This window comes from Microbacterium sp. Au-Mic1, assembly GCF_021341785.1.
Classification (GTDB): domain Bacteria; phylum Actinomycetota; class Actinomycetes; order Actinomycetales; family Microbacteriaceae; genus Microbacterium.
Genome location: NZ_JAJTTF010000001.1, coordinates 247,801 through 270,499, shown reverse-complemented (window position 1 = coordinate 270,499; position 22,699 = coordinate 247,801). Strand labels below are relative to the sequence as shown.

At 69.9% G+C, this 22,699-nt stretch carries 20 protein-coding genes; 4 read left to right on the top strand and 16 right to left on the bottom strand.

Annotated features, from left to right (window positions below):
- Positions 1 to 80: 80 nt before the first annotated feature.
- From LXM50_RS01270 to recO, 3 genes are all read right to left on the bottom strand, one after another.
- The gene (locus LXM50_RS01270) at positions 81 to 1,082 is read right to left on the bottom strand and encodes a TerC/Alx family metal homeostasis membrane protein (protein ID WP_233309295.1); all 1,002 of its coding nucleotides are present in this window, start codon (positions 1,080 to 1,082) and stop codon (positions 81 to 83) included.
- A gap of 188 nt (positions 1,083 to 1,270) precedes the next feature.
- Positions 1,271 to 2,083: an isoprenyl transferase gene (locus tag LXM50_RS01265; protein WP_233309294.1), complete on the bottom strand. Its 813-nt coding sequence runs from the start codon at positions 2,081 to 2,083 to the stop codon at positions 1,271 to 1,273.
- On the bottom strand, positions 2,080 to 2,808 hold the full coding sequence (gene recO, locus LXM50_RS01260) for a DNA repair protein RecO (protein WP_233309293.1): 729 nt from the start codon (positions 2,806 to 2,808) through the stop codon (positions 2,080 to 2,082). The genes LXM50_RS01265 and recO overlap by 4 nt, the downstream gene beginning before the upstream one ends.
- Positions 2,809 to 2,843: 35 nt before the next feature.
- Here recO and LXM50_RS01255 point away from each other — a divergent pair, with 35 nt between their 5' ends.
- Positions 2,844 to 3,530 carry a trimeric intracellular cation channel family protein gene (locus LXM50_RS01255; RefSeq protein ID WP_233309292.1) on the top strand — a complete coding sequence of 229 codons (687 nt, stop codon included), beginning with the start codon at positions 2,844 to 2,846 and terminating at the stop codon, positions 3,528 to 3,530.
- Positions 3,531 to 3,662: 132 nt separating this feature from the next.
- Here the strand turns inward: LXM50_RS01255 and leuA are convergent, their stop codons facing one another.
- Entirely contained in the window at positions 3,663 to 5,426 is a 1,764-nt protein-coding gene (gene leuA, locus LXM50_RS01250) for a 2-isopropylmalate synthase (protein WP_233309291.1), read from the bottom strand.
- A gap of 289 nt (positions 5,427 to 5,715) precedes the next feature.
- Here leuA and thrC point away from each other — a divergent pair, with 289 nt between their 5' ends.
- Together thrC and LXM50_RS01240 are read left to right on the top strand one after the other, a co-directional pair.
- On the top strand, positions 5,716 to 7,137 hold the full coding sequence (gene thrC, locus LXM50_RS01245) for a threonine synthase (protein ID WP_233309290.1): 1,422 nt from the start codon (positions 5,716 to 5,718) through the stop codon (positions 7,135 to 7,137).
- 85 nt (positions 7,138 to 7,222) lie between these two features.
- The gene (locus tag LXM50_RS01240) at positions 7,223 to 9,013 is read left to right on the top strand and encodes a DUF2207 domain-containing protein (RefSeq protein WP_233309289.1); all 1,791 of its coding nucleotides are present in this window, start codon (positions 7,223 to 7,225) and stop codon (positions 9,011 to 9,013) included.
- A 76-nt stretch (positions 9,014 to 9,089) separates the two neighbouring features.
- On the opposite strand, the gene LXM50_RS01235 is transcribed toward LXM50_RS01240, so the two are convergent.
- Genes LXM50_RS01235 through hrcA form a run of 9 tightly spaced genes read right to left on the bottom strand, consistent with a single transcriptional unit; the run spans position 9,090 to position 17,111 of the window.
- The gene (locus LXM50_RS01235) at positions 9,090 to 10,031 is read right to left on the bottom strand and encodes an NADP-dependent oxidoreductase (protein WP_233309288.1); all 942 of its coding nucleotides are present in this window, start codon (positions 10,029 to 10,031) and stop codon (positions 9,090 to 9,092) included.
- A 1-nt stretch (position 10,032) separates the two neighbouring features.
- Positions 10,033 to 10,953, bottom strand: coding sequence for a GTPase Era (gene era, locus LXM50_RS01230; protein ID WP_105689606.1), 921 nt, complete (start codon positions 10,951 to 10,953; stop codon positions 10,033 to 10,035).
- The gene (locus tag LXM50_RS01225) at positions 10,943 to 12,259 is read right to left on the bottom strand and encodes a hemolysin family protein (RefSeq protein WP_233309287.1); all 1,317 of its coding nucleotides are present in this window, start codon (positions 12,257 to 12,259) and stop codon (positions 10,943 to 10,945) included. Before LXM50_RS01225 ends, era begins: the two co-directional genes overlap by 11 nt.
- On the bottom strand, positions 12,256 to 12,720 hold the full coding sequence (gene ybeY, locus LXM50_RS01220) for an rRNA maturation RNase YbeY (RefSeq protein ID WP_233309286.1): 465 nt from the start codon (positions 12,718 to 12,720) through the stop codon (positions 12,256 to 12,258). The genes LXM50_RS01225 and ybeY overlap by 4 nt, the downstream gene beginning before the upstream one ends.
- Positions 12,717 to 13,784 carry a PhoH family protein gene (locus tag LXM50_RS01215; protein ID WP_233309538.1) on the bottom strand — a complete coding sequence of 356 codons (1,068 nt, stop codon included), beginning with the start codon at positions 13,782 to 13,784 and terminating at the stop codon, positions 12,717 to 12,719. The genes ybeY and LXM50_RS01215 overlap by 4 nt, the downstream gene beginning before the upstream one ends.
- Before the next feature lie 16 nt (positions 13,785 to 13,800).
- A complete protein-coding gene (locus LXM50_RS01210; protein ID WP_233309285.1) occupies positions 13,801 to 14,148 on the bottom strand; it encodes an HIT domain-containing protein in 348 nt (115 codons plus the stop codon).
- A 37-nt stretch (positions 14,149 to 14,185) separates the two neighbouring features.
- The gene (locus tag LXM50_RS01205) at positions 14,186 to 14,914 is read right to left on the bottom strand and encodes a 16S rRNA (uracil(1498)-N(3))-methyltransferase (RefSeq protein ID WP_233309284.1); all 729 of its coding nucleotides are present in this window, start codon (positions 14,912 to 14,914) and stop codon (positions 14,186 to 14,188) included.
- Positions 14,915 to 14,920: 6 nt separating this feature from the next.
- The gene (gene dnaJ, locus LXM50_RS01200) at positions 14,921 to 16,027 is read right to left on the bottom strand and encodes a molecular chaperone DnaJ (RefSeq protein WP_233309283.1); all 1,107 of its coding nucleotides are present in this window, start codon (positions 16,025 to 16,027) and stop codon (positions 14,921 to 14,923) included.
- Positions 16,028 to 16,076: 49 nt separating this feature from the next.
- Entirely contained in the window at positions 16,077 to 17,111 is a 1,035-nt protein-coding gene (hrcA, locus tag LXM50_RS01195) for a heat-inducible transcriptional repressor HrcA (protein WP_233309282.1), read from the bottom strand.
- Between the two features lie 99 nt (positions 17,112 to 17,210).
- Here hrcA and LXM50_RS01190 point away from each other — a divergent pair, with 99 nt between their 5' ends.
- Positions 17,211 to 18,647 carry a carboxylesterase/lipase family protein gene (locus tag LXM50_RS01190; RefSeq protein ID WP_233309281.1) on the top strand — a complete coding sequence of 479 codons (1,437 nt, stop codon included), beginning with the start codon at positions 17,211 to 17,213 and terminating at the stop codon, positions 18,645 to 18,647.
- Between the two features lie 128 nt (positions 18,648 to 18,775).
- On the opposite strand, the gene hemW is transcribed toward LXM50_RS01190, so the two are convergent.
- The 3 genes from hemW to lepA all read right to left on the bottom strand — a co-directional run bounded on the left by hemW (position 18,776) and on the right by lepA (position 22,620).
- The gene (hemW, locus tag LXM50_RS01185; RefSeq protein WP_233309280.1) at positions 18,776 to 20,011 is read right to left on the bottom strand and encodes a radical SAM family heme chaperone HemW; all 1,236 of its coding nucleotides are present in this window, start codon (positions 20,009 to 20,011) and stop codon (positions 18,776 to 18,778) included.
- Positions 20,012 to 20,041: 30 nt separating this feature from the next.
- On the bottom strand, positions 20,042 to 20,692 hold the full coding sequence (locus tag LXM50_RS01180; RefSeq protein WP_233309279.1) for a DUF1990 family protein: 651 nt from the start codon (positions 20,690 to 20,692) through the stop codon (positions 20,042 to 20,044).
- Between the two features lie 74 nt (positions 20,693 to 20,766).
- Positions 20,767 to 22,620, bottom strand: coding sequence for a translation elongation factor 4 (lepA, locus tag LXM50_RS01175; RefSeq protein ID WP_233309278.1), 1,854 nt, complete (start codon positions 22,618 to 22,620; stop codon positions 20,767 to 20,769).
- Positions 22,621 to 22,699 lie beyond the last annotated feature (79 nt).

Below are 22,699 nucleotides of genomic sequence, written 5' to 3'. Positions count from 1 at the left end.
TTGCGACCCGCGTCGTGATCGACGGTGGCCGGCCCAATGGCCGCTCGGCTGAGCCCTCCCTCGACTGAGCCGCCCTCGGCTCACTCCGCGAGGGCGCGCTCCCGGCGCTTCTCGCGACCGGAGGCGATGAGGCTCGCCCCGGTGGCGCCGAGCATGGCGGCCACGATCACGGTAAGCGACAGCCAGATCGGCACATCGGGCGCCCATTCGATGGGCTTGCCGCCGTTGATGAACGGGACGCTGTTCTCGTGCATTGCGTGCAGCACGAGCTTCACACCGATGAACGCGAGGATCACGGCGATGCCGTAGTGCAGGTAGCGCAGCCGGTCGAGGAGGTCCCCGAGCAGGAAGTAGAGCTGGCGCAGCCCCATCAAGGCGAAGATGTTCGCCGTGAACACCAGGAAGCTGTTCTGCGTGATGCTGAAGATCGCCGGGATCGAGTCGATCGCGAACATCAGATCCGTCACGCCGATCGTGACGAACACGATGATCATCGGGGTCCAGATCTTCTTGCCGTCGACCGTGGTGCGCAGCTTCGGACCGTCGAACTCATCGCTGACGGGCACGAGTCGGCGCACCAGGCGCACGGCGAAGCCCTCCTTCGCAGCCGTCTCGTCCTCCTGCTCCTTCTCCGGCATCGCCTGACGGATCGCGGTCCAGATGAGGAACGCGCCGAAGAGGTAGAACACCGGGGCGAAGTTCTCGATGATCGTGACGCCGAGCAGGATGAAGATGCCGCGCAGCACGAGCGCGATGATGATGCCCACCATCAGCACCTCCTGCTGCAGCTTCCGCGGCACCGAGAACTGCGCCATGATCAGCACGAACACGAAGAGGTTGTCGATCGAGAGGCTGTACTCCAGCGCCCAGCCGGTGAGGAACTCCCCCGCGTGCTGGCCGCCGGCCACGGCGAGCAGGAGGCCCGCGAATCCGAGCGCCAAGGCGACGTAGAACACCACCCAGAGCGTGGACTCCTTGGTCGAGGGGATGTGCGGGCGCCAGCGCACGATCAGCAGGTCGCCGATCAGGATCAGCAGCAGGACGGCGAGCGAGACGACTTCGAACCAGACGGGAACGTCCACAGGGGCCTTTCGAGGGGGTCGGTCAACGGCCGAAAGTCTCTTCCCCGCAGATCAGCGGTCACGCGCCCGGAGGCCCGGCGGCGGGCCTCGTGATGACGATCGCGTGAAGTCGGAATACTCCCCTTCGCGGGGTCCATTCTACCGGATCCCGACTGAGCACGGTTCGCGACGGCGCTCGCCTCCCCGGTTCACCGACCGGAGACGACCTCATCGGGCGTGTCCACGGCGCCGCCGAACCGACGGTCGCGGGAGAGGTAGATCCCGATCGCGCGCCACAGCTCCTCGCGGGAGAAGTCCGGCCACAGCGTGTCGAGGAACACCATCTCGGCGTAGGCCGACTGCCACAGCAGGAAGTTCGACGTGCGCTGCTCCCCCGAGCTGCGCAGGAACAGATCCACGTCCGGCATGTCCGGGATGTACAAGTGCCGGCGGATCGCCTTCTCGGTGATCGCGCTCGGACGCATCCTCCCGGCCTTCACGTCCTCGGCGATCGCGCGCATCGCGTCCACGAGCTCCACGCGGCCGCCGTAGTTGATGCACATGGTGAGGGTGAGGGTGCCGTTGCCGCGGGTCAGCTCGGACGCGTACTCCAGCTCCTTGATGACGGAGCCCCACAGGCGCGGCCTGCGCCCCGCCCAGCGGATCCGCACGCCCCACTCGTTGAGCTGATCGCGGCGGCGGTGCAGCACATCGCGGTTGTAGCCCATGAGGAAGCGCACCTCCTCCGGAGATCGCGCCCAGTTCTCCGTCGAGAACGCGTACACGCTGAGGTGCTTGACGCCCGCCTGGATCGCGCCGGCGACCACGTCGAGCAGCACCTCCTCCCCGGCCTTGTGCCCCTCGATGCGGTTGAGCCCCCGCCGGTTGGCCCAGCGGCCGTTGCCGTCCATGACGATCGCGATGTGGTTCGGAACGGCGGGGAACGCCGGCGGCTGCACCCCGGTCCAGTCCAGCGGGCGATACGGCACCGCATCCTTGTGCGTGTACGGCTTGGGGCTCAACGTGTTCCCTCCAGGAGCGAGAGCGAGCGGATCCCCCGCTCGAGATGCCACTGCGCATAGGCGGCGATCAGGCCGGATGCCGCGGCGGTGTCGCGGACGATGGCGGAATCGACCCGGTCCCAGTCCCCCGCGATCAGCGCGCGGAGCACATCCAGCGCGGTGGCCGGGATCCGCGGACTGCCGACGGGAGCGCAGTCGTCGCAGACGATGCCACCCATCTGCGCGACGAACACCGTGTGCGATCCGGGCTTCGCACAGCGCGCGCAGTCGTCGAACGACGGCGCCCAGCCCGACAGTGCCATGACGCGCAGCAGATAGGAGTCCAAGATGCTGCGGGCGGCATGTTCGCCGCGCGCGAGGGCGCGCAGCCCGCCGACGAGCAGCAGGTACTGCTCGGGCGTCGCCTCGGCGTCGTTCAGCCGATCGGCCGTCTCGACCATGGCGTTCGCCGCCGTGTAGCGGTCGTAGTGCAGGGCGATGTCGGCGCCGTAGGATCCGAGCGACTCGGCCTGCTGCACGATGTCGAGCGATCTGCCCTGGTACAGCTGCACGTCCGCGACCATGAACGGCTCGAGACGCGAGCCGAACTTCGATGAGGTGCGGCGCACTCCCTTCGCCACGGCCCTGACCTTGCCGTGCGCACGCGAGAGCATCGTGACGATCCGGTCCGCCTCACCGAGCTTGTGGGTGCGCAGGATCACCGCTTCGTCTCGGTATGTGGGCATTCCTCGATCATCCCACTCCCGGGGACAATAGAGCTGTGACCGAACCGACCTTCACCATCCCGCTGTGGGCCGATCTGCTGGGCGTGGGCCTGGGCGGCGTGCAGGGCGCCATGTTCGCGAGCGGCTTCCGGGGCGAACGCCGTCTGGATCTGCTCGGGGTGGCCATCATCGGGATCATGATCGGAATGGGCGGTGGGCTCATCCGCGACATCCTGCTGGGTCAGCCTCCCGCATCGCTGCACAGCAACTGGTACCTGCTCACCGCCGGCGGCGCCGCCCTGTTCGGCATGCTGCTGGCGGGGGTGTTCCAGCGGCTGAACGCCGTGGTCGTCGGCCTCGACGCCGTCGTGATCGGCATGTTCGGCGCGTTCGGCACGAGTAAGGCGATCGCGTTCGGGCTGCCCGAGGTCCCCGCAGTGTTCATCGGCGTCTGCGCCGCCGCCGGCGGAGGCGTGCTCCGCGACATGCTCATGGGCCTGCCGGTGTCGATCATGCACGTCGGCTCGCTCTACGCGGTCGCAGCCGGCGCGGGCTGCGCCTTCATCGTGGTCGCGCATGCCCTCGGGATGGGGATCGTGCTCGCGGCGATCATCGGCATCGTCCTGACGGCCGTCATCCGCGTGCTCGCCGTGGTCTTCGATCTCTCGCTTCCGGAGCAGCGTGCCCTGTACCGCCGACGCGTCGCCGCGGAGACCGGGATGATCCCGATCATCCGTCCGTGAGACATGACTGCGCCCCGGGGCACGGCATGTTCTGCCGGGCACCGGGGCGCAGGCTCAGTCACGCGGACGGTTGTGCCGCGGACAGGCCCTCCGCACGCGGGGTGCCGGTGCGGAGAATTCTCGGGCGACTGCTCAGGCGGTGACGAGGTCCGCTTCGGCGGCCTGACGCGCGCGGATGGAGCGGTTCACGCAGGACACGATGGCCTTGAGCGACGCCGTGGAGATGTCCCCGTCGATGCCGACGCCCCACAGGCGCTGGTCTCCGACCTGCAGCTCGACGTAGGCCGCCGCCTGGGCGTCGCCGCCGGTCGAGAGCGTGTGCTCGACGTAGTCGTACAGCGAGATCTCGAAGCCGCGCTCACGCAGCACCTCGATGAACGCCGCGACAGGGCCGTTGCCCCGGCCTTCGGCCTCGACTCGCTCCTCATCGTCGCGCAGCACGACATCGAGGGTGACCTCGCCGGACATGTCGCTGTTGGTCCGCGTGCCCAGCAGTTCGAACCGACCCCACTTGGCGTCGTCGGCCGACGCCGGCAGGTACTCGTCGGTGAAGATCTCCCAGATCTGCTCGCTGGTGACCTCGCCACCCTCGGCGTCGGTCTTTCCCTGGACGACACCGGAGAACTCGATCTGCAGCTTGCGGGGCAGGTCGAGCGCGTGATCGGTCTTCAGGAGGTAGGCGACGCCGCCCTTGCCGGACTGCGAGTTGACCCGGATGACCGCCTCGTAGGATCGACCCAGATCCTTGGGATCGACCGGCAGATAGGGCACACCCCACTCGATGTCGTCGACCGTCACGCCCTGCGCCTCGGCCTTGGCGGCCATCGCCTCGAAGCCCTTCTTGATGGCGTCCTGGTGCGATCCGCTGAACGCGGTGAAGACGAGGTCGCCGGCCCAGGGGCTGCGCTCGGGCACGGGCAGCTGGTTGCAGTACTCGGCAGTGCGCTTGACCTGGTCGATGTCGCTGAAGTCGATCTCGGGATCGATGCCCTGCGTGAACAGGTTGATGCCCAGCGCGACGAGGTCGACATTGCCGGTGCGCTCCCCGTTGCCGAACAGGCATCCCTCGATGCGGTCGGCTCCGGCCATGTAGCCCAGCTCCGCGGCGGCAATCGCGGTGCCGCGGTCGTTGTGCGGATGCAGCGAGAGGATCACGTTCTCGCGGTGGTTCAGGTGACGGCTCATCCACTCGATCGAGTCGGCGTAGACGTTGGGCGTGGCCATCTCGACGGTGGCGGGCAGGTTGATGATGACCTTGCGGCCGGGGCTCGGCTCCAGGATCTCCAGCACCTCGTTGCAGACCTCGACCGCGTACTCGAGCTCGGTGCCGGTGTAGCTCTCGGGCGAGTACTCGTAGTAGACCTCAGTGTCGGGGATCCGCTTCTCGAACTCGCGGCAGAGACGCGCACCCTCGAGCGCGATCTGCTTGACGCCCTCGCGATCGGAGCGGAAGACGACTTCGCGCTGCAGCACGCTGGTGGAGTTGTAGAAGTGCACGATCGCCTGCTTGGCGCCGGCGATCGCCTCGTAGGTGCGCTCGATGAGGTGCTCGCGGCACTGGGTCAGAACCTGGATCGTGACGTCGTCCGGAATCAGGTCCTCTTCGATGAGCTGGCGCACGAAATCGAAGTCGGTCTGGCTCGCGGACGGGAAGCCGACCTCGATCTCCTTGTAGCCCATGCCGACGAGCAGCTCGAACATGACGCGCTTGCGCTCGGGCGACATCGGGTCGATGAGCGCCTGGTTGCCGTCGCGCAGGTCGACCGCGCACCAGCGCGGCGCCTTCGTGATGCGGGCCGACGGCCAGGTGCGGTCGGGCAGATCGACGGGGATCTGCTCGTGGAACGGCCGGTACTTGTGGACCGGCATCGCAGTGGGGCGCTGGTTGTTCTTCATGAGGGGTGCTCTTCTCGTCGCTTCAAGTGTGGGAGCGGGCCAACACGAACACCGCGACGAGTGGGGCCCTCAGAGACGGGACTCGTCGCGGCAGCTAAGAAGGAGCAGACCGCCTGCGCGCATGCCGCCATGCTAGCACGGCGTGTCGGGTGCCCTGTCCCGATGCCGAACGCCCGCCGACGCGACGTCACGCGTCTCATGACGGTGGACGGAACCTGCGAGAATCGTTGGACGCGGATCCGCGCCTGTGCGGACGGATCCGAGACGCCCGACTTCCGAGGAGCAGCTCGTGCAGTACATCTCCACCCGCGGTGGCGGGGAGCCGAAGACCTACAGCGAAGCACTGCTGGAGGGGCTCGCCGTCGACGGCGGCCTGCTCGTTCCGGAACAGTTGCCGACGGTCGACGCGGCGACCCTCGAGTCCTGGCGCGGACTCGACTACGCCGCCCTCGCGACGGAGGTCCTCGGCCTGTTCGCCACCGACATCCCCCGCGATGACCTCGCAGCGCTCTGCGCGGCCGCCTACTCGCCCTCGGTCTTCGCGGCGCCCGTGCCGCTCAGGCCGATCGGCGGCGGGATCACCCTCGTCGGGCTGTCCGAGGGGCCGACGCTCGCGTTCAAGGACATGGCGATGCAGTTCCTCGGGCAGGCACTCGAGTACGCGCTCGAGCGCACCGGCGGCGTCCTGAACATCGTGGGCGCGACGTCGGGCGACACCGGGTCGGCCGCCGAGCACGCCCTCCGAGGCAAGGACCGGATCAGCGTCTTCATGCTCTCGCCGCAGGGCCGGATGAGCCCCTTCCAGCGCGCGCAGATGTACTCGCTGCAGGACGCGAACGTGCACAACATCGCGGTCGACGGCGTCTTCGACGACTGCCAGAACCTGGTCAAGGACCTCGCCGGCGACCTCGACTTCAAGAACGCCCAGCACCTCGGCGCGGTCAACTCGATCAACCTCGCCCGCATCACGGCGCAGGTCGTCTACTACTTCTGGGCATGGCTGCGCGCGACCGACGGCCTCGGTTCTGCCGAGCGCGAGGGCTTCGAGGTGTCGTTCGCGGTGCCGTCGGGGAACTTCGGCAACATCCTCTCCGGCTTCTTCGCCCGGGGCATGGGGCTGCCGATCCGCCGTCTCGTGCTCGCCGCGAACGAGAACAACGTGCTGGACGAGTTCTTCCGCACCGGGGTCTACCGTCCGCGCAGCGCCGCACAGACGCTCGCCACCTCCAGCCCGTCGATGGACATCTCCAAGGCGTCGAACCTGGAGCGCTTCATCTACGACCTCGTGGGCCGCGACCCGCAGCGCGTCGCCCAGGCATGGGACGACCTCGCCCGCACCGGCGCGTTCGACTTCACCGCGGATCTGCCGCGCTTCGCCGACGACTTCGGCATCGTGAGCGGCACCAGCACGCACGCCGACCGGCTCGCCACGATCCGCGCCGTGCACGAGACGAGCGGCACGATCATCGATCCGCACACCGCCGACGGCGTGAAGGTGGCGGGGTCGTTCCTCGAGGACGGCGTGCCCATGCTCGTGCTCGAGACGGCCAAGCCGGAGAAGTTCGGCGAGACCATCACCGAGGCGCTCGGCATCGAGCTGCCGCTGTCGGACGAGCTGAAGGCCCTGCTCGCCGCACCGCAGCGCGTCACCGAGATCGCGAACGACGAAGCCACGCTGCGCACGATCATCGAGACCAGCGCGCTGCACTGACCGGCCGCGATCCAGGGTTCGACGCCGCGCGGCACAACGCGTCGGAGAGCGGGGAGCGAAGGGCGCGACGGATAGTCTGGCTGGCATGACGGCTCGACTGCGTGCCCGGCTGCTCGCCGTGCTCGGCGCCCTCGCCTTCGTGCTGGCCCCGCTGCTGGCGGCACCCGCCGCGCACGCCGACACGAACGACTTCTCCTATGCGTCCTGGGACGCGCAGTATCTGCTCAGCCGTGATGCCGACGGCCGCGCGATGCTGGCGGTAACCGAGACGCTGGTCGCCGATTTCCCGGACTTCGACCAGAACCACGGGATCATCCGCGGACTGCCCACCTGGTACGAGGGCGCGCCGCTCGGGCTGCATGTCGTCTCGATCACCGACGGCGCCGGCAAGGCTGTGCCGTACGACGACAGCGAGACGGACGACGGCGAGCGTCAGCTGAAGATCGGTGACCCGGACGCGTTCGCGCACGGACGCACCACGTACGTGATCCGCTACACGATGCGCGACGTCGTGCACCGCCCTACGGACCGGGCGATCGACGAATGGTACTGGAACCTGCTCCCGTTGAACTCCACGCAGCCGATCACGCACTTCTCGGCCGAACTGTCCTTCGCCCCGGAGGTCGAATCGGCCAGGATCGGCGATCCCTCCTGCTACGCCGGACCCGCCGGCTCCACGACGCCGTGCACCCTCTCCCCCGCGCCCGCGATCCACGGGTTCACCGTGTCCCAGGACGACGTCCCCGCCGGATCCGGCGTCACGGTCGCGTTCCCGATGAAGGCGGACTCCTTCGCACAGGCCCCCGCCCGGCAGCCGGATCCGATGACCGATGTGGCGCCGTACCCCGTTGCCGCCCTCGCCGCGCTTCTGGCGATCGGCGGCCCGATCCTCGGCATCGGGCTGCTGCGCCGGAGCGGGCGCCGCAGCGGCCGCGGCATCGTGGTCGCCCAGTACGACGTGCCCGAGGCGCTTCCGCCGGTCCTCGCCGCCCAGATCGAGGGACGCAGGCCTGTCGCGGGCTCCGCGGAGATGGTGCACCTCGCCGTCCACAAGGCGATCCGCATCTCCGACGGCGAGAGCAAGCCCGTGCTGGAGCTGCTCGACCCGTCGATCGCTCCCGATGCCCTGGACGCGGAGGCACTGCACGCGCTGTTCCCCGGCGACCCCGTCGGCACGACGCTGCATCTCGAGGTGCCGAACGATCCGCTGGTCACCCGGCTCAAGGCCCTGTCCGGATCCGCGCACGTCGCCGCGTTCGAGCGCGGCCTGCTCACCAAGCAGCGCTCGACGACGGCGGTGGCGCTGAGCGCCGTCGGGCTCGCCGCCGGCCTGGGCGCGGTCGCGCTGGCCGTGCCCGGCATGGCGGTAGGACGCCCTGCTGCCATCGCGACCTTCGTCGTCGCGATCGTCGCATCGGCGGTCGCGGTCGTCGCACTCCTCGTGTCACTGCCCCGCCGCGCCGTGCTCACGCCGCAGGGAGCCGAGACGCGCGAATACCTGCTCGGCGTGCGCGAGTACATCCGACTGGCGGAGGCGGACCGGATCCGCATGCTGCAGTCCTACCGCGGTGCCGAACGCCGCGCGGACGGCACCGCGGACGTCATCGTGCTGTACGAGCGCCTCCTCCCCTTCGCGATGCTGTTCGGCATGGAACGCGAATGGGGACAGGTGCTGGCCGTGCAGTACGAGCACGACGGCGTCACTCCCGGCTGGTACTACGGGTACACGGGCGCGAGCTTCGCGGGTTCGCTCAGCGGGATGAACAGCTCACTCAGCCCCACGCCCACGCCGAGCACGTCGTCGAGTTCCAGCGGCTCCTTCGGCGGCGGATTCTCCGGCGGGGGCGGCGGAGGCGGGTCATCCGGCGGGTGGTGAGACGCCGCGTGCGAGAGCACCGCGTCTCGTCTCGCTCGGCCTGAGGCCGCGCCCGCTCGACGCCCCCCGTGGACGCCTAGGGGATCAGCGCGAGCTTGCCGCCGGGGTGCCCCTCCGCGAGGAATCGCGTGGCTTCGAGGGCCTCGACGAGCGGATAGGTGCGCGCGAGCGGGACCGTCAGCCGTCCCTCGTCGGCGAGTCGGACGAGTTCCGCGCGGATCCCGTCGCGGAAGACCGCGCTGGAGGGCTGGGAGCCCGCGATGGCCACGAAGCCGTGCTCTGCGGCACGACCGGGAGCAGCGATCGTGACGATCCGCGAGCGGTCCTCGACGAGCGCGAGGGAGACGTCGACGGCCTCGTCCGTGCCGACCGCGTCCAGCGCCGCGTCCACGGCGGGGCCCGTCGCGCGGACCCGGCCCAGAAGACCCTCACCGTAGGCCAGGGGGATGCCGCCGAACCGGCGCACGCGCTCGGCGCCGGCCGAACTCGTGGTGCCGATGACGCGGATGCCGAGCAGTGCGGCCAGTTGCAGCACCATGACGCCGACCGCGCCGGAGGCGCCGTGCAGCAGGATCGTCTCCCCCGCCTGCGCGTGCACGCGCTCGAGCATCTCCGCCGCCGTGGTGCCGGCGAGAAGCAGGTTCGCCGCCTCGGCGTGCGACAGCGGTTCGGGCTTGTGGAACGCCTTGTCCGCGGGGATCGTGAGGGCGGTCGCATAGCCGCCCTGCACTCGGAAGGCCACGACCTCGTCGCCGACCAGCGCCTCACCGGATCCGATCCGGGTGCCGGGTCCGATCGCGAGGATCTCGCCGGAGACCTCGTAGCCGATCGGCACCGGAAGCTCGACACCCGGCCTCGGCGCGGCCACGTGCTTGCGATCGGCGGGGTTCATCCCTGCCGCGCGCACGCGGATCGTCACCTCGCCCTGTCGCGGATCCGGTGCGGTGGTATCTTCGAGCCTCCAGCCCTGCGGGCCGCCCCACTCCGCAGCGATCCACTGCTGCGCGGCGACGCCCACGTCAGAACCCCAGCCGCCCGAGCTGCTTCGGGTCGCGCTGCCATTCCTTGGCCACCTTGACGTGAAGGCCGAGGAACACCCGGGTGCCGAGCAGCTCCTCGATTCCTGCGCGAGCGGTGGCGCCGACCTCGCGGAGTCGGGCGCCCTTGCGTCCGATGATGATCGCCTTCTGGCTGTCGCGCTCGACGACGATCGAGGCGTGCACGTCGGTCAGGTCGGAGTCCTCGCGCGGCGAGATGTCGTCGACGACGACCGCGATCGAGTGCGGCAGCTCGTCGCGGACGCCCTCGAGCGCCGCTTCGCGGATCATCTCGGCGATGCGGTCCTCAGTGGACTCGTCCGTGACGATGTCGTCCTCGTACAGCGACGGCCCCTCCGGCATGAGGGAGAGCACCTCGTCGGCGAGCACGTCCAGTTGCACCCGCGTGAGTGCGGAGAGCGGGATCACCGCTGCCCAATCCTCGCGCAGCGAGTCGACCTCCATGAGCCGCTCGGTGATCTCGTCGCGCTCGGCGATGTCGACCTTGGTCACGATCGCGATCTTCTTCGCCCTCGGGTAGCCGTCCAGAGACGCGGCGATGCGCTTGTCGCCCGGGCCGACCTTCTCCGTCGCCGGCACGCAGAAGCCGATCACGTCGACGTCGCCGAGCACCTGCCCGACGAGGTCGTTGAGGCGCTCGCCCAGCAGGGTGCGGGGACGGTGGATCCCCGGGGTGTCCACGATCACGAGCTGCCCGTCCGGGCGGTTCACGATGCCGCGGATGGCGCGCCGCGTCGTCTGCGGCTTCTCGCTGGTGATCGCGATCTTCTCGCCGACCAGCGCGTTGGTGAGTGTGGACTTGCCGACGTTCGGCCGACCCACGAACGTCACGAACCCGCTGCGGTGCGGGGTCGGGGTCTCGGTGTCGCGCTCATCGCTCATCGTGGTTCTCCTTGCTGGATCGCTCGGATCCGTTCTGATCCCCCGCGAGCGGCTCCTCGGCCCGCTCCACGAAGACGTGTTCGATGCCGCGGCCGCGACCCCGCGAGGCGCCGCCGGTGAGGAGAAGCCCGCGTACGACGGCCGTCGCGCCGGGCGTCGGGATGCGGCCGAGCTCCTTGCCCAGGAGCCCGCCGATGGAGTCGACATCGTCGTCCTCGAGCTCGACGCCGAACAGCTCGCCGACATCCTCGAGGCTCATCCGACCGCTCACCCGGTAGTGCCCCGGTTCGAGCTCCACGACCTCCGAACCGGGTCGGTCGTACTCGTCGGAGATCTCGCCGACGAGCTCCTCGATCAGGTCCTCCATCGTGACGAGCCCGGCGATCCCGCCGTGCTCGTCGATGACGATGCAGACGTGGACGGCCTCGCGCTTCATCTGCTGCAGCAGGGTCTCCGCACGCATCGATTCCGGCACGAACACCGCGGGGCGGGCGAGCCTGCGCACCGAGGCGGCCCGCCAGCTGCGATCGTCACGGTAGGCGAACTGCACCAGATCCTTGAGATAGAGCACCCCGACGACATCGTCCGCCTCGTCGTCGACGACTGGGATCCGCGAGACGCCCCGACTCAGGAAGAGGTCCATCGCCTCGGACGTCGTCGCCGTCGCGTCGACGGTGACCATGTCGGTGCGGGGCACCATGACGGCCCGCACGAACTGGTCGGTGAAGTCGAACACGGAGTGGATCAGCTCGCGATCATCCGCCTCGATGAGATCGTGCGAGGCCGCCTCGTCGACCATGCTCAGCAGCTGGGTCTCGGTCGCGAACGTGCTCCGCCCGGCGCCCGGCGTGACCCGGCTGCCGAAGACGGCGAGTCCCTGCGCGATCGGGCCGAGGATGACACGGACCGCCCGGATGGTGGGAGCGCACGCCCGCAGCATCGCGTCCGCGTGCTGCCGGCCGAAGGAGCGAGGGCTCGCTCCGACGAGGACGAAGGTGATACCGGTCATGATCACCGCGGCGGCGAGCATCGCCCACCAGATCTGGTCGTCGAACAGCAGCACCAGGGCGACGGTGACGAGCACTGCCGCCGCCGTCTCGACGAACACGCGCATGAAGGCGACCGCGTTCGCGTGGGGTTCCGGATCCGCGGCGATCCTGGCGAGGGCCGGCGCGTTGCGCCCCTCGGATCCCATCTCCTCCAGGTCGGCCCGAGAGGTCACGGACAGGGCCGCATCGATCGCGGCCATGAGCCCGCCGAAGGCGACGAGCAGGATCGCGCCGGCGAGCAGCAGGAATGGAGTCATCGACCGTGGGAGCGCTCGTCGGCGGCGAAGCCGGCGATGAGCTCGCGCTGCAGGCCGAACATCTCCTTCTCGTCCTCGGGCTCGGCGTGATCGAAGCCCAGGAGGTGCAGCAGCCCGTGCGTCGTGAGCAGGATCAACTCGTCCATGAGCGTGTGCTTGGCCGTGGCGGCCTGGGCCTCTGCGACCTGCGGGCACAGCACGATGTCGCCGAGCAGCCCGGGCGGCGTCGGGCGGTCCATCGTGCCGGGACGAAGCTCGTCCATCGGGAAGCTCAGCACGTCCGTGGGACCGGGCTCGTCCATCCACTGGACGTGCAGCGCCTCCATGGCGCCCTCGTCGACGAGGACGATCGCGACGTCGGCATCGGCGCTCACGTTGAGCTGGCCGAGGTTGCGCTCGGTGAGGCGCAGGAGCACCGTCTCGTCGATCGCGATGGCCGACTCGTTGTTGATCTCGATCATTTCAGGCCTCGTTTCGGCATGCGGTCTCGGGGTCCGGGGCGCTGCTGCCCCGCGCGGTTGGCGAACTCCGCCGCCTGCTCGCGCTCGGTGCGGGCCGCCGTGCGCTGCTCGTCGTACTCGGTGTACGCATCGACGATGCGCCCGACCAGCGAGTGGCGCACGACGTCGTCGCTCGTGAGCCGGGAGAAGTGGATGTCGTCGATGTCCTTCAGCACCCGGGTCACCACGCGGAGACCGGACGCCCCCTGCGGCAGATCGATCTGGGTGATGTCGCCCGTGACGACCATGCGCGTGCCGAACCCGAGCCGGGTGAGGAACATCTTCATCTGCTCCGGCGTGGTGTTCTGCGCCTCGTCGAGCACCACGAACGAGTCGTTCAGCGTCCGGCCGCGCATGTACGCGAGCGGGGCGACCTCGATCGTGCCGCTCGCCATGAGCTTGGGGACGATCTCGGGATCCATCATCTCGTTCAGCGCGTCGTAGAGCGGGCGCAGATACGGATCGATCTTGTCGGTGAGCGTGCCGGGAAGGAACCCGAGCCGCTCCCCCGCCTCGACGGCGGGGCGGGTGAGGATGATCCGCTCGACCTCCTTGCGCTGCAGGGCCTGCACCGCCTTGGCCATCGCGAGGTAGGTCTTGCCCGTTCCGGCGGGGCCGATGCCGAAGACGATCGTGTTCTCGTCGATCGCGTCGACGTACTCCTTCTGACCGAGTGTCTTCGGCCGGATCACCCGACCGCGCGTGGACAGGATCGCCTCCCCGAGGACCTCGCTCGGGCGGACCCCCTCGCGCTCCAGCATGCGCGCGGACTGGGCGACGTCGCTGGGGGCGAGGGCGTGCCCGGAGCGGGTCAGCTCGATGAGCTCGTCCACGAGCTTCTGGGCCGAGCGCACGGCGGCGGGCTCACCGGTGAGGGTGACCTCGTTGCCGCGCACCAGCACGTCGACCGCAGGGTGCTCCTTCTCGAGCATGCGCAGCAGCCGATCCTGGGGCCCGAGCAGCTGCACCATCGCGACCCCGTCCACCTCGATGCGGGCGGAGGTCACGGTCTGGGAGGGCGCCATGCCCTCGGCCGTGTCGTCAGAAGCCAACGAGCTTGTTCTCCTCGAGATTGCCGAGCACATGGGCGTGCACGTGGAAGACGGATTGAGCGACGCTCGCGCCGTTGTTGAAGATCAGGCGGTACTCGCCGTTCGCGTGCTCGTCGGCGATCTCCTTCGCCGCGGCCACCATCTTCGCCATGAGCCCCGGGTCGCCCGCGGCGAGCTCGGTGACGTCGCGGAACTGCTCGGACTTGGGGATCACGAGCACGTGCAACGGCGCCTGCGGGTTGATGTCGCGGATCGCGAAGACGTCCTCGGTCTCCAGCAGGATCTCGCCGGGGATCTCCCCGTTCAGGATGCGCGTGAAGATCGAGGGTTCGCTCATGGAGTCAGTCTATCCGCGCCGTGCCGGCGGGCGTCTGCTACCAGCGCCCGCGCGCCACGTTCAGCACGGCGATCGCGGCGGGACCCGCGGTCGAGGTGCGCAGCACCGTGCTGCCCAGCAGCACGCGCTCCGCCCCGGCAGCGACGAGTCGCTCGATCTCCTCGGGGGCGATCCCACCCTCCGGGCCCACGACCAGCACGATGTCGCGCTCGTCCGGGATCAGGGCGGACAGCGCCGCGGGCGCGGTCGGATCGAGGATCAGCACGCGCTGCGTCGCCGCGCGGCGGGCCAGGTCTCCGGTCGTCTCGACGTCCGCGACCTCCGGGATCCAGGCCCGGTGCGCCTGCTTCGCGGCCTCGCGCACGATGCTCGCCCAGCGCTCCCGGCCCTTCCCGGCCTTGGCGCCGTCCCACCGGGAGACGCTGCGCGTCGCCTGCCACGGCACGATCTCGTCGACACCGAGCTCGCACGCCGCCTGCACCGCGAGTTCGTCGCGATCGCCCTTGGCGAGTGCCTGTGCGAGCAGGATCCGCGGATCAGGCCTCGGTTCCTCCCGGCGCGAGAGGATGCGCACCTCGACGAGAGCGGGCGCCGCCGAGGCGACCTCGCCCTCGAGCCAGACGCCCGACCCGTCGCCGAGCGTGATCGGCTCGCCCAGCCGCACCCGGCGCACCACGGCGGCGTGCTTGGCCTCCGCACCGGTGAGGGCGACGACGGAACCCGCCGAGGCCGCCGTCGCATCGGGCGTCACGAAGTGCAGGGCCATCGCGGATCAGCCCCGGAAGCGGTCGCGCAGCTTGGAGAACAGCCCCTGATGGAACTCGGCGAGCTTCGGCGCCGGCGCCTTGGTGCGCTTGGCGAAGTCCTCGATGAGCTGGCGCTCCTTGTGGTCGAGCTTGGTCGGCGTGAGCACCTGGACGCCCACACGCAGGTCGCCGCGCTGGGTTCCGCGCAACGGCGTCACGCCGCGACCCTTGATCGTCAGCACGTCGCCCGACTGCAGGCCCTGACGGATCTCCAGGTCGACGGGCCCGTCGAGCGACTCGATGGTCGTCGTCGCTCCGAGGATCGCGTCGCTCATGGCCACTTCGAGCGTCGCGAGCAGGTCATCGCCGTCGCGGCTGAAGCGGGCGTGCGGGGAGACGGTCACCTCGACGTACAGATCGCCGTTCGGTCCTCCCGCCCGGCCGACCTCGCCGGATCCGGGCAGCTGCAGGCGCAGGCCCGTCTCGACGCCGGCAGGGATGTCGAGCCCGACCGTGCGGCGCGAGCGCACCCGTCCCTGGCCGTTGCAGGTCTGGCACGGGAACGGGATCGTCGTGCCGAAGCCCTCGCAGGATCCACAGGGCGCGGTGGTGATGACGTTGCCGAGGAGGCTGCGCACCTGCTGCTGCACGTGGCCGGATCCGCCGCAGATGTCGCAGGTGACCGGCGAGGTGCCTTCCTGGCAGCAGGATCCCTGACAGGTCTCGCAGAGCACCGCCGTGTCCACCTCGATATCGCGGTGCACCCCGAACACGACGTCGCCGAGCTCGAGAGTGACACGGACCAGGGCGTCCTGCCCGCGCTCCCGGCGCGAACGAGGACGTGCCGCGCGCGCCCCTCCGCCGCCGAAGAAGGTCTCGAAGATGTCGCCGAATCCGCCGAACCCTCCGAAGCCGCCGTTGCCGTTCTGGTCGCCGCCCATGTCGTAGCGGCGTCGCGAGTCGGCGTCGCTCAGCACGTCGTACGCGTGCGTGACGAGCTTGAAGCGCTCCGCCGCGTCCTCGCTGGGGTTCACGTCGGGGTGAAGCTGACGTGCGAGCCGCCGGTACGCCTTCTTGATCTCGTCCTCGCTCGCATCGCGCGAGACGCCGAGGACCTCGTAGTGATCCGTCACCATCGCCTTTCCGGGCCGCCATCGGCGGCATGCGTGTTCGTGCGGCCGATCAGCGGCCGGTCTCATCCTCTTCGAGCAACTGCGACAGGTAGCGGGCCACGGCCCGCGCCGCCGCGAGGTTGCTCGGATAGTCCATGCGGGTCGGCCCCATCACGCCTACGCGTGCGGTACCGCCGTGCGTCAGGTAATCGCTCGCCACGATCGAGGCCTCGCCGAGGCCGAACGCGGCGTTCTCCGTGCCGATGCTCGCCGCGAGTCCGTGCTCGTCGACGTGCATCTCGCTCATCAGGCGCAGCAGCGTGACCTGCTCCTCGATGGCCTCGAGGAGCGGATGGATGCTGCCGCGGAAGTCGTGCTCGCGGCGGGCCAGGGTCGCCGCTCCCGCCATCACCAGCCGCTCCTGACGGAACTCCGCGAGCTCCTCGGCCACGGCCCGCAGCAGAGTGCCCCGGGCCGCATCGATGCGGGGGCCGTACGACGTGTCCGCCGCCGCCTCCACGCGCTCGGCGCCGCGCCGCACGGAGCGTCCGGTCAGCAGCTCCGTGATGACTGCGCGGAGCACGGCGAGCTCGGCCTCGTCGAGCTCGACCGGCAGCGGCACGATGCGCTGCGACACCCCGCCGGCGTCGGTGACCAGCACGATCAGCAGCCGGCTGGGACCGAGGGCCACGAGCTCGACGTGCGTGACGTGGGCACGGGCGAAGGACGGGTACTGCGCGAGCGCGACCTGTCCGGTGAGGCGCGTCAGCACGCGCACCGTGCGCACCATGAGATCGTCGAGATCGGCGGGATCCGCGAGGAAGGCCGTGATCGCGCTGCGCTGAGCCGCCGAGAGCGGTCGCACCTGAGCGAGGTGATCGACGAAGACGCGGTAGCCCTTGTCGGTCGGCACCCGCCCCGATGACGTGTGCGGCGCCGCGATGAGGTCCTCATCCTCGAGCTGGGCCATGTCGTTGCGGATCGTGGCCGCGGACACGCCGAACGCGTGCCGCTCCACGATCGACTTGCTGCCGACCGGCTCGTTCGTCTCCACGTAGTCCTCGACGATGGCGCGGAGCACCTGGAGTCCGCGTTCTGAGACCATCGCTCCTCCTCACCGTTGGCACTCGTGCGACCTGAGTGCCAATCCTATCCTGCCGGGCCGGGAGCGGGCCGAGGATGCGACACTCCCTAGGATGTGGCCATGAGTCAGGACGCGCGTACCAGGATCTCCTCCGGCGAGCTGATCGGCCGACGCAGCGACGGCATCGACCGCTATCTCGGCGTGCCCTATGCCGCACCGCCCTTCGGCGGACACCGTTTCCGCTCCCCGCAGCCGCCGGAGCCGTGGTCCGCACCGCGCGACGCCGGGGAGTTCGGCCCGACGGCGCCGCAGCTGCCCTATGCGGGCGCCACCGCGGAGATCCTGGGCAGCGTCCGCATCGACGGCGACGACATCCTCACGGCGAACGTCTGGGCCCCGGCCGACGCGAGCGCGGCCCCCGTCGTGCTGTGGATCCACGGCGGCGCGCTGGAGCGCGGCACGGCGGCGCTGTCGATGTACGACGGCACGGCCTTCGCACGGGACGGCGTGGTGTTCGTCAGCGTCGGCTACCGCCTGGGATCGGAGGGCTTCTCGGTGCTCGAGGATGCGCCGCGCAATCTGGGTCTGCAGGACGTCGCCGCCGCCCTGCACTGGGTGCGGGACGAGATCGCCGCGTTCGGCGGCGATCCGAGCCGGATCACGCTCATGGGCGAGTCCGCGGGCGGCGCACTCGTCGCCGCGCTGCTCTCCCGGCCGGACACCAGGGCCCTGGTGCGCGGCGGGATCGTCCAGTCGGGTCCGCTCGACGCTCAGACCCCGCAACGCGGAGGAAGAGTGACCCGCCAGCTCGCGAAACGCCTCGGCGTCGCGGCGACGCGCGAGGGTTTCGCATCCATCGCTCCGGACGCCCTGCTCGAGGCGAGGCGCGCCCAGTCCGCCGGGTCCTCCCCGCTCGGCGGTGCCCCGGGCTTCCAGCTCGTTCAGGATCCCGATTCGCTGCCGCAGTCGCCGCATGAGGCGCTCGTCGACGGGGACGTGCCCGTGCTGATCGGCGCCAACACCGACGAGTACCGCCTCTGGTTCCCGCCGGACGCGCTCGCCGCGATCCGGCCGTCGAAGCTCCTGCTCGCCCGCCTCGCTCTCCGGATACCCGCCGCGGCCGCCAGGGCGGTGCGCGCCGACCACCCCGGCGCGAGCACCGGAGAGGTGTTCGGCCAGCTTGCGACAGACCTGCTGCTGCGCGCGCCGGCCACCAGGGTCGCCCGCGCCCGCACCGCGCCGACGTTCCTGTACGAGTTCTCGTGGCCGAGCCCGGTGCGCGACCTGCGCGCCGCGCACGCCCTGGAGATCCCGTTCGTGTTCGACCGGCTGCACGACCCGGAGAGCGCCAAGATCGCCGGCGCTGCACCCCCGCAGCCGCTCGCCACTGCGATGCACGACGCCTGGGTGCGCTTCATCCGCGACGGGGATCCCGGCTGGCCGGTCTTCGATGCGCAGCGCACGGCAGCGCTGTTCGACGGTGCGGGCGACGAGCCCGTGATCGGCCCGCAACGGCGGACCGCCGTGGTGGACCTGCTCCCCTCACTCCGGGACTGAACGCGCTCCTGGCACCGACCGCTGGAGACTGCTGCGACGCGATGTCCGCAGGACCGCGCGACGGCGGCAGGACCCAACGACCGGATTGATCGTGCACCCGTCGCGGGATCCTGCAGCCGGCGCAGGCCTCAATCGGTCAGGGCGCGCACCACGGCATCGGCGAGCAGCCGTCCGCGCAGCGTGAGCACGAGCGTGCCGCGCAATGCGGGAACGGCCTCGACGAGGCCGTCCGCGATCAGCCCTGCGACCCTGGTGCGGGCGTCGGCTGCGATCGCATCCAACGGCATGCCCTCCGCCATACGCGAGCGCAGCAGGATCCGCTCCAGTTGCGCGGCCTCGGCGTCGGGCCGCTCGGTGCCTGCGGCCGGAGACTCCCCCGCAGCCAGCCGCTGCGCATACGCCGCGGGGTGCTTCACGTTCCACCACCGCAGTCCGGCGACGTGGCTGTGCGCACCGGGCCCGAAGCCCCACCAGTCCGTGCCGCGCCAGTACGCCATGTTGTGCCGCGAGCGCTGGTCCGCGCCGCCGAGGTCCGACGGTCGACGAGCCCAGTTGCTCACCTCGTACCAGTCGAACCCGGCCTCGCCCAGCAGGGCGTCGGCGAGCTCGTACATGTCGGCCTGCAGGTCGTCGTCCGGAGCGGGCACCTCCCCGCGGCGGATCTGACGCGCGAGCTTGGTACCGTCCTCGATGATCAGCGCATACGCGGAGATGTGATCCGGATCCAGATCGATCGCGGTCGTCAGCGAGGAGCGCCAGTCCTCCAGCGACTCCCCCGGTGCGCCGTAGATGAGATCGACGCTGACCGCGAGCCCCGCGACCCGGGCAGCCTCGACGGCGGTGCGCACGTTCTCCGGCCGGTGCGTGCGGTCGAGCGCCGCCAGCACGTGCGGCACCGCGGACTGCATGCCGATCGACATCCGCGTCACCCCGGCTGCCGCGAGCTCCTCGGCGACCTCGGCCGTCACCGTATCGGGGTTGGCCTCGACCGTCACCTCGGCGCCATCGGCGATGCCGAACGCACCGATGACGGCGCCGAGCATGCGGCCGAGGTCGCCCGCCGGCAGCAACGTCGGCGTGCCGCCTCCGAAGAACACGGTGCTCAGCGGACGCAGGGCACCCCGTTCGGCGAGCACGCCGCGCGCGAGGTCGATCTCCTGGATCAGCGTGTCGGCGTACGCGTCCTGACGTGCCCCACGCAGCTCGGAAGCCGTGTAGGTGTTGAAATCGCAGTAGCCGCAGCGCACGCGGCAGAAGGGCACGTGCAGATACGCGGAGAACGGCGCATCCGGATCGATCCGCAGATCGGCGGGCAGCCGGCCGTCCGAAGGGGCCGGGTCCCCGAGCGGGAGGGGGCCGGCCATCAGGCCGTCCTCCCCATCAGCACGCACCCATCAGACGGGCGTCGCGTACAGCGGGGAGATCGCCCGCAGATACCGGGCGAACAGCTCGCGGCGGCGGCGCTTCACCAGATACGGGAAGCTGCGGTACAGGAAGCTGTTCGGGCGGTCGAAGGCGCGCACAGTGAACCACACCTCGTCGGCGTCGTTCCACTCGATGTCGAAGGACTCCTCGCCGCTCACGACGGATCCTGCGACCGTGCCCAGCACGAAGCCGATCCGGTGCGTCTGCTCGGTCACCGAGATCACGCGCAGTTCGGCGTCCGCGCGCATGCCGGACACCCGCCCGTGCAGCTTGAGCGTCATCCCGGGGCCCACCCACGGCGTGCCGTCCTCGTCGTAGCGCGGCTCGACCTCGGTGCGACTCGGAGCGATCGGGGCGCCCTCCGCATCGAAGCTGACCCCGGCGTACCCGGGGCTCGCGGCAGGGCGCACATCCGTGAGCTGGAGACCCGCCGCACGCTGTGCCGTCCAGGCCAGCAGGGCGTCACCGGCGGTGCGGAACCGCTCCTCGCCGCTGCCGAGCCGCCAGGACTCCTCGGCGGGGATGCTCCGCTCCGGCGGATACTGCATCAGGTCGGGCGCGTGGGTCGCGCCCACGGCGGCATAATCCACCGTTCCTTCTCGGAATGTCCCGCGACGCATGTCAACCACCCTACTTGCTGGTCCCGGCTCCCCACCCAGGTTCCCCCAAGGGGGGAGTGCTTCGCGCGCGGGGCCTACTTCTTGTCCTTGCCCTCGACGTCGCCGGAGAGCGCGGCGATGAACGCCTCCTGGGGGACCTCGACGCGACCGACCATCTTCATGCGCTTCTTGCCCTCCTTCTGCTTCTCGAGGAGCTTGCGCTTACGGGTGATGTCACCGCCGTAGCACTTGGCGAGCACGTCCTTGCGGATGGCGCGGATGGTCTCGCGGGCGATGATCCTGGCGCCGATCGCGGCCTGGATCGGCACCTCGAACTGCTGGCGCGGGATCAGCTTGCGCAGCCGCTCGGCCATCATCGTGCCGTAGGCGTAAGCCTTGTCGCGGTGCACGATCGAGCTGAACGCATCGACCTTGTCACCCTGCAGCAGGATGTCGACCTTGACCAGGTCCGCCTCCTGGGATCCGGCGGGTTCGTAGTCGAGGGACGCGTACCCCTGCGTCTTCGACTTCAGCTGGTCGAAGAAGTCGAACACGATCTCGCCGAGCGGGATGTTGTAGCGCAGCTCGACCCGCTCTTCGGAGAAGTACTCCATGCCCAGCAGCGACCCGCGGCGGGACTGGCAGAGTTCCATGACGGTGCCGACGTAGTCCTTGGGCAGCAGGATGGCCGCCTTCACCATCGGCTCCGAGACGGATCCGATCCGCCCGTCCGGGTACTCGCTGGGGTTCGTGACGGTGACCGTCTCCCCCGTATCGGAGGTGAGGACCTCGTAGATCACGCTCGGCGCGGTCGTGATGAGGTCGAGCCCGAACTCGCGGGACAGCCGCTCGGTGATGATCTCCAGGTGCAGCAGGCCGAGGAAGCCGCAGCGGAAACCGAAGCCGAGCGCGACCGAGGTCTCCGGCTCGTACTGCAGCGACGCGTCGGAGAGCTTGAGCTTGTCGAGCGCCTCGCGCAGCTCCGCGTAGTCGCTGCCGTCGATCGGGTAGATGCCGCTGAACACCATCGGCTTCGGGTCGGTGTATCCGGCCAGGGCGTCGGTCGCCGGCTTGCGTGCAGTCGTGACGGTGTCACCGACCTTCGACTGGCGCACGTCCTTCACGCCCGTGATGAGGTAGCCCACCTCGCCGACGCCGAGGCCCTTGGTGGGCACCGGCTCCGGGCTCGAGACGCCGATCTCGAGCAGCTCGTGGTTGGCCCCGGTGGACATCATCTGGATCCGCTCGCGCGGCGAGAGCTTGCCGTCCACCATGCGCACGTAGGTGACGACGCCGCGGTACGCGTCGTAGACGGAGTCGAAGATCATCGCCCGCGCAGGGGCGTCGGCATCGCCGACGGGCGCGGGGATCTCCTGGACGAGGCGGTCGAGCAGCTCCTCGACGCCGGCCCCGGTCTTGCCGGAGACCCGCAGCACATCATCGGGGCTGCCGCCGATGAGGTCGGCGAGCTCCTTCGCGTACTTCTCCGGCTCGGCCGCCGGCAGGTCGATCTTGTTCAGCACCGGGATGATCGTGAGGTCGTTCTCGAGCGCGAGGTACAGGTTCGCGAGCGTCTGGGCCTCGATGCCCTGCGCGGCGTCGACGAGCAGGATCGCGCCCTCGCACGCGGCGAGCGAGCGCGACACCTCGTACGTGAAGTCGACGTGCCCGGGCGTGTCGATCATGTTCAGCGCGAACGTCTCGCCGTCGATCTGCCAGGGCATGCGCACCGCCTGGCTCTTGATGGTGATGCCGCGTTCGCGCTCGATGTCCATGCGGTCGAGGTACTGGGCGCGCATGTCGCGGTCGGAGACCACGCCGGTGATCTGGAGCATCCGGTCGGCCAGCGTCGACTTGCCGTGGTCGATGTGGGCGATGATGCAGAAATTGCGGATCTGCTGCGGGGGCGTGGCGGCCGGCTGCAGCGGAGTGAGGGCGCGAGGTGACATGAGGTCCTGAACGATGCGGGGTCCGGCGGGCGGATCGGGCTGTCCCGGGAGTGAACCGGGTATCCCGACGATTCTACGG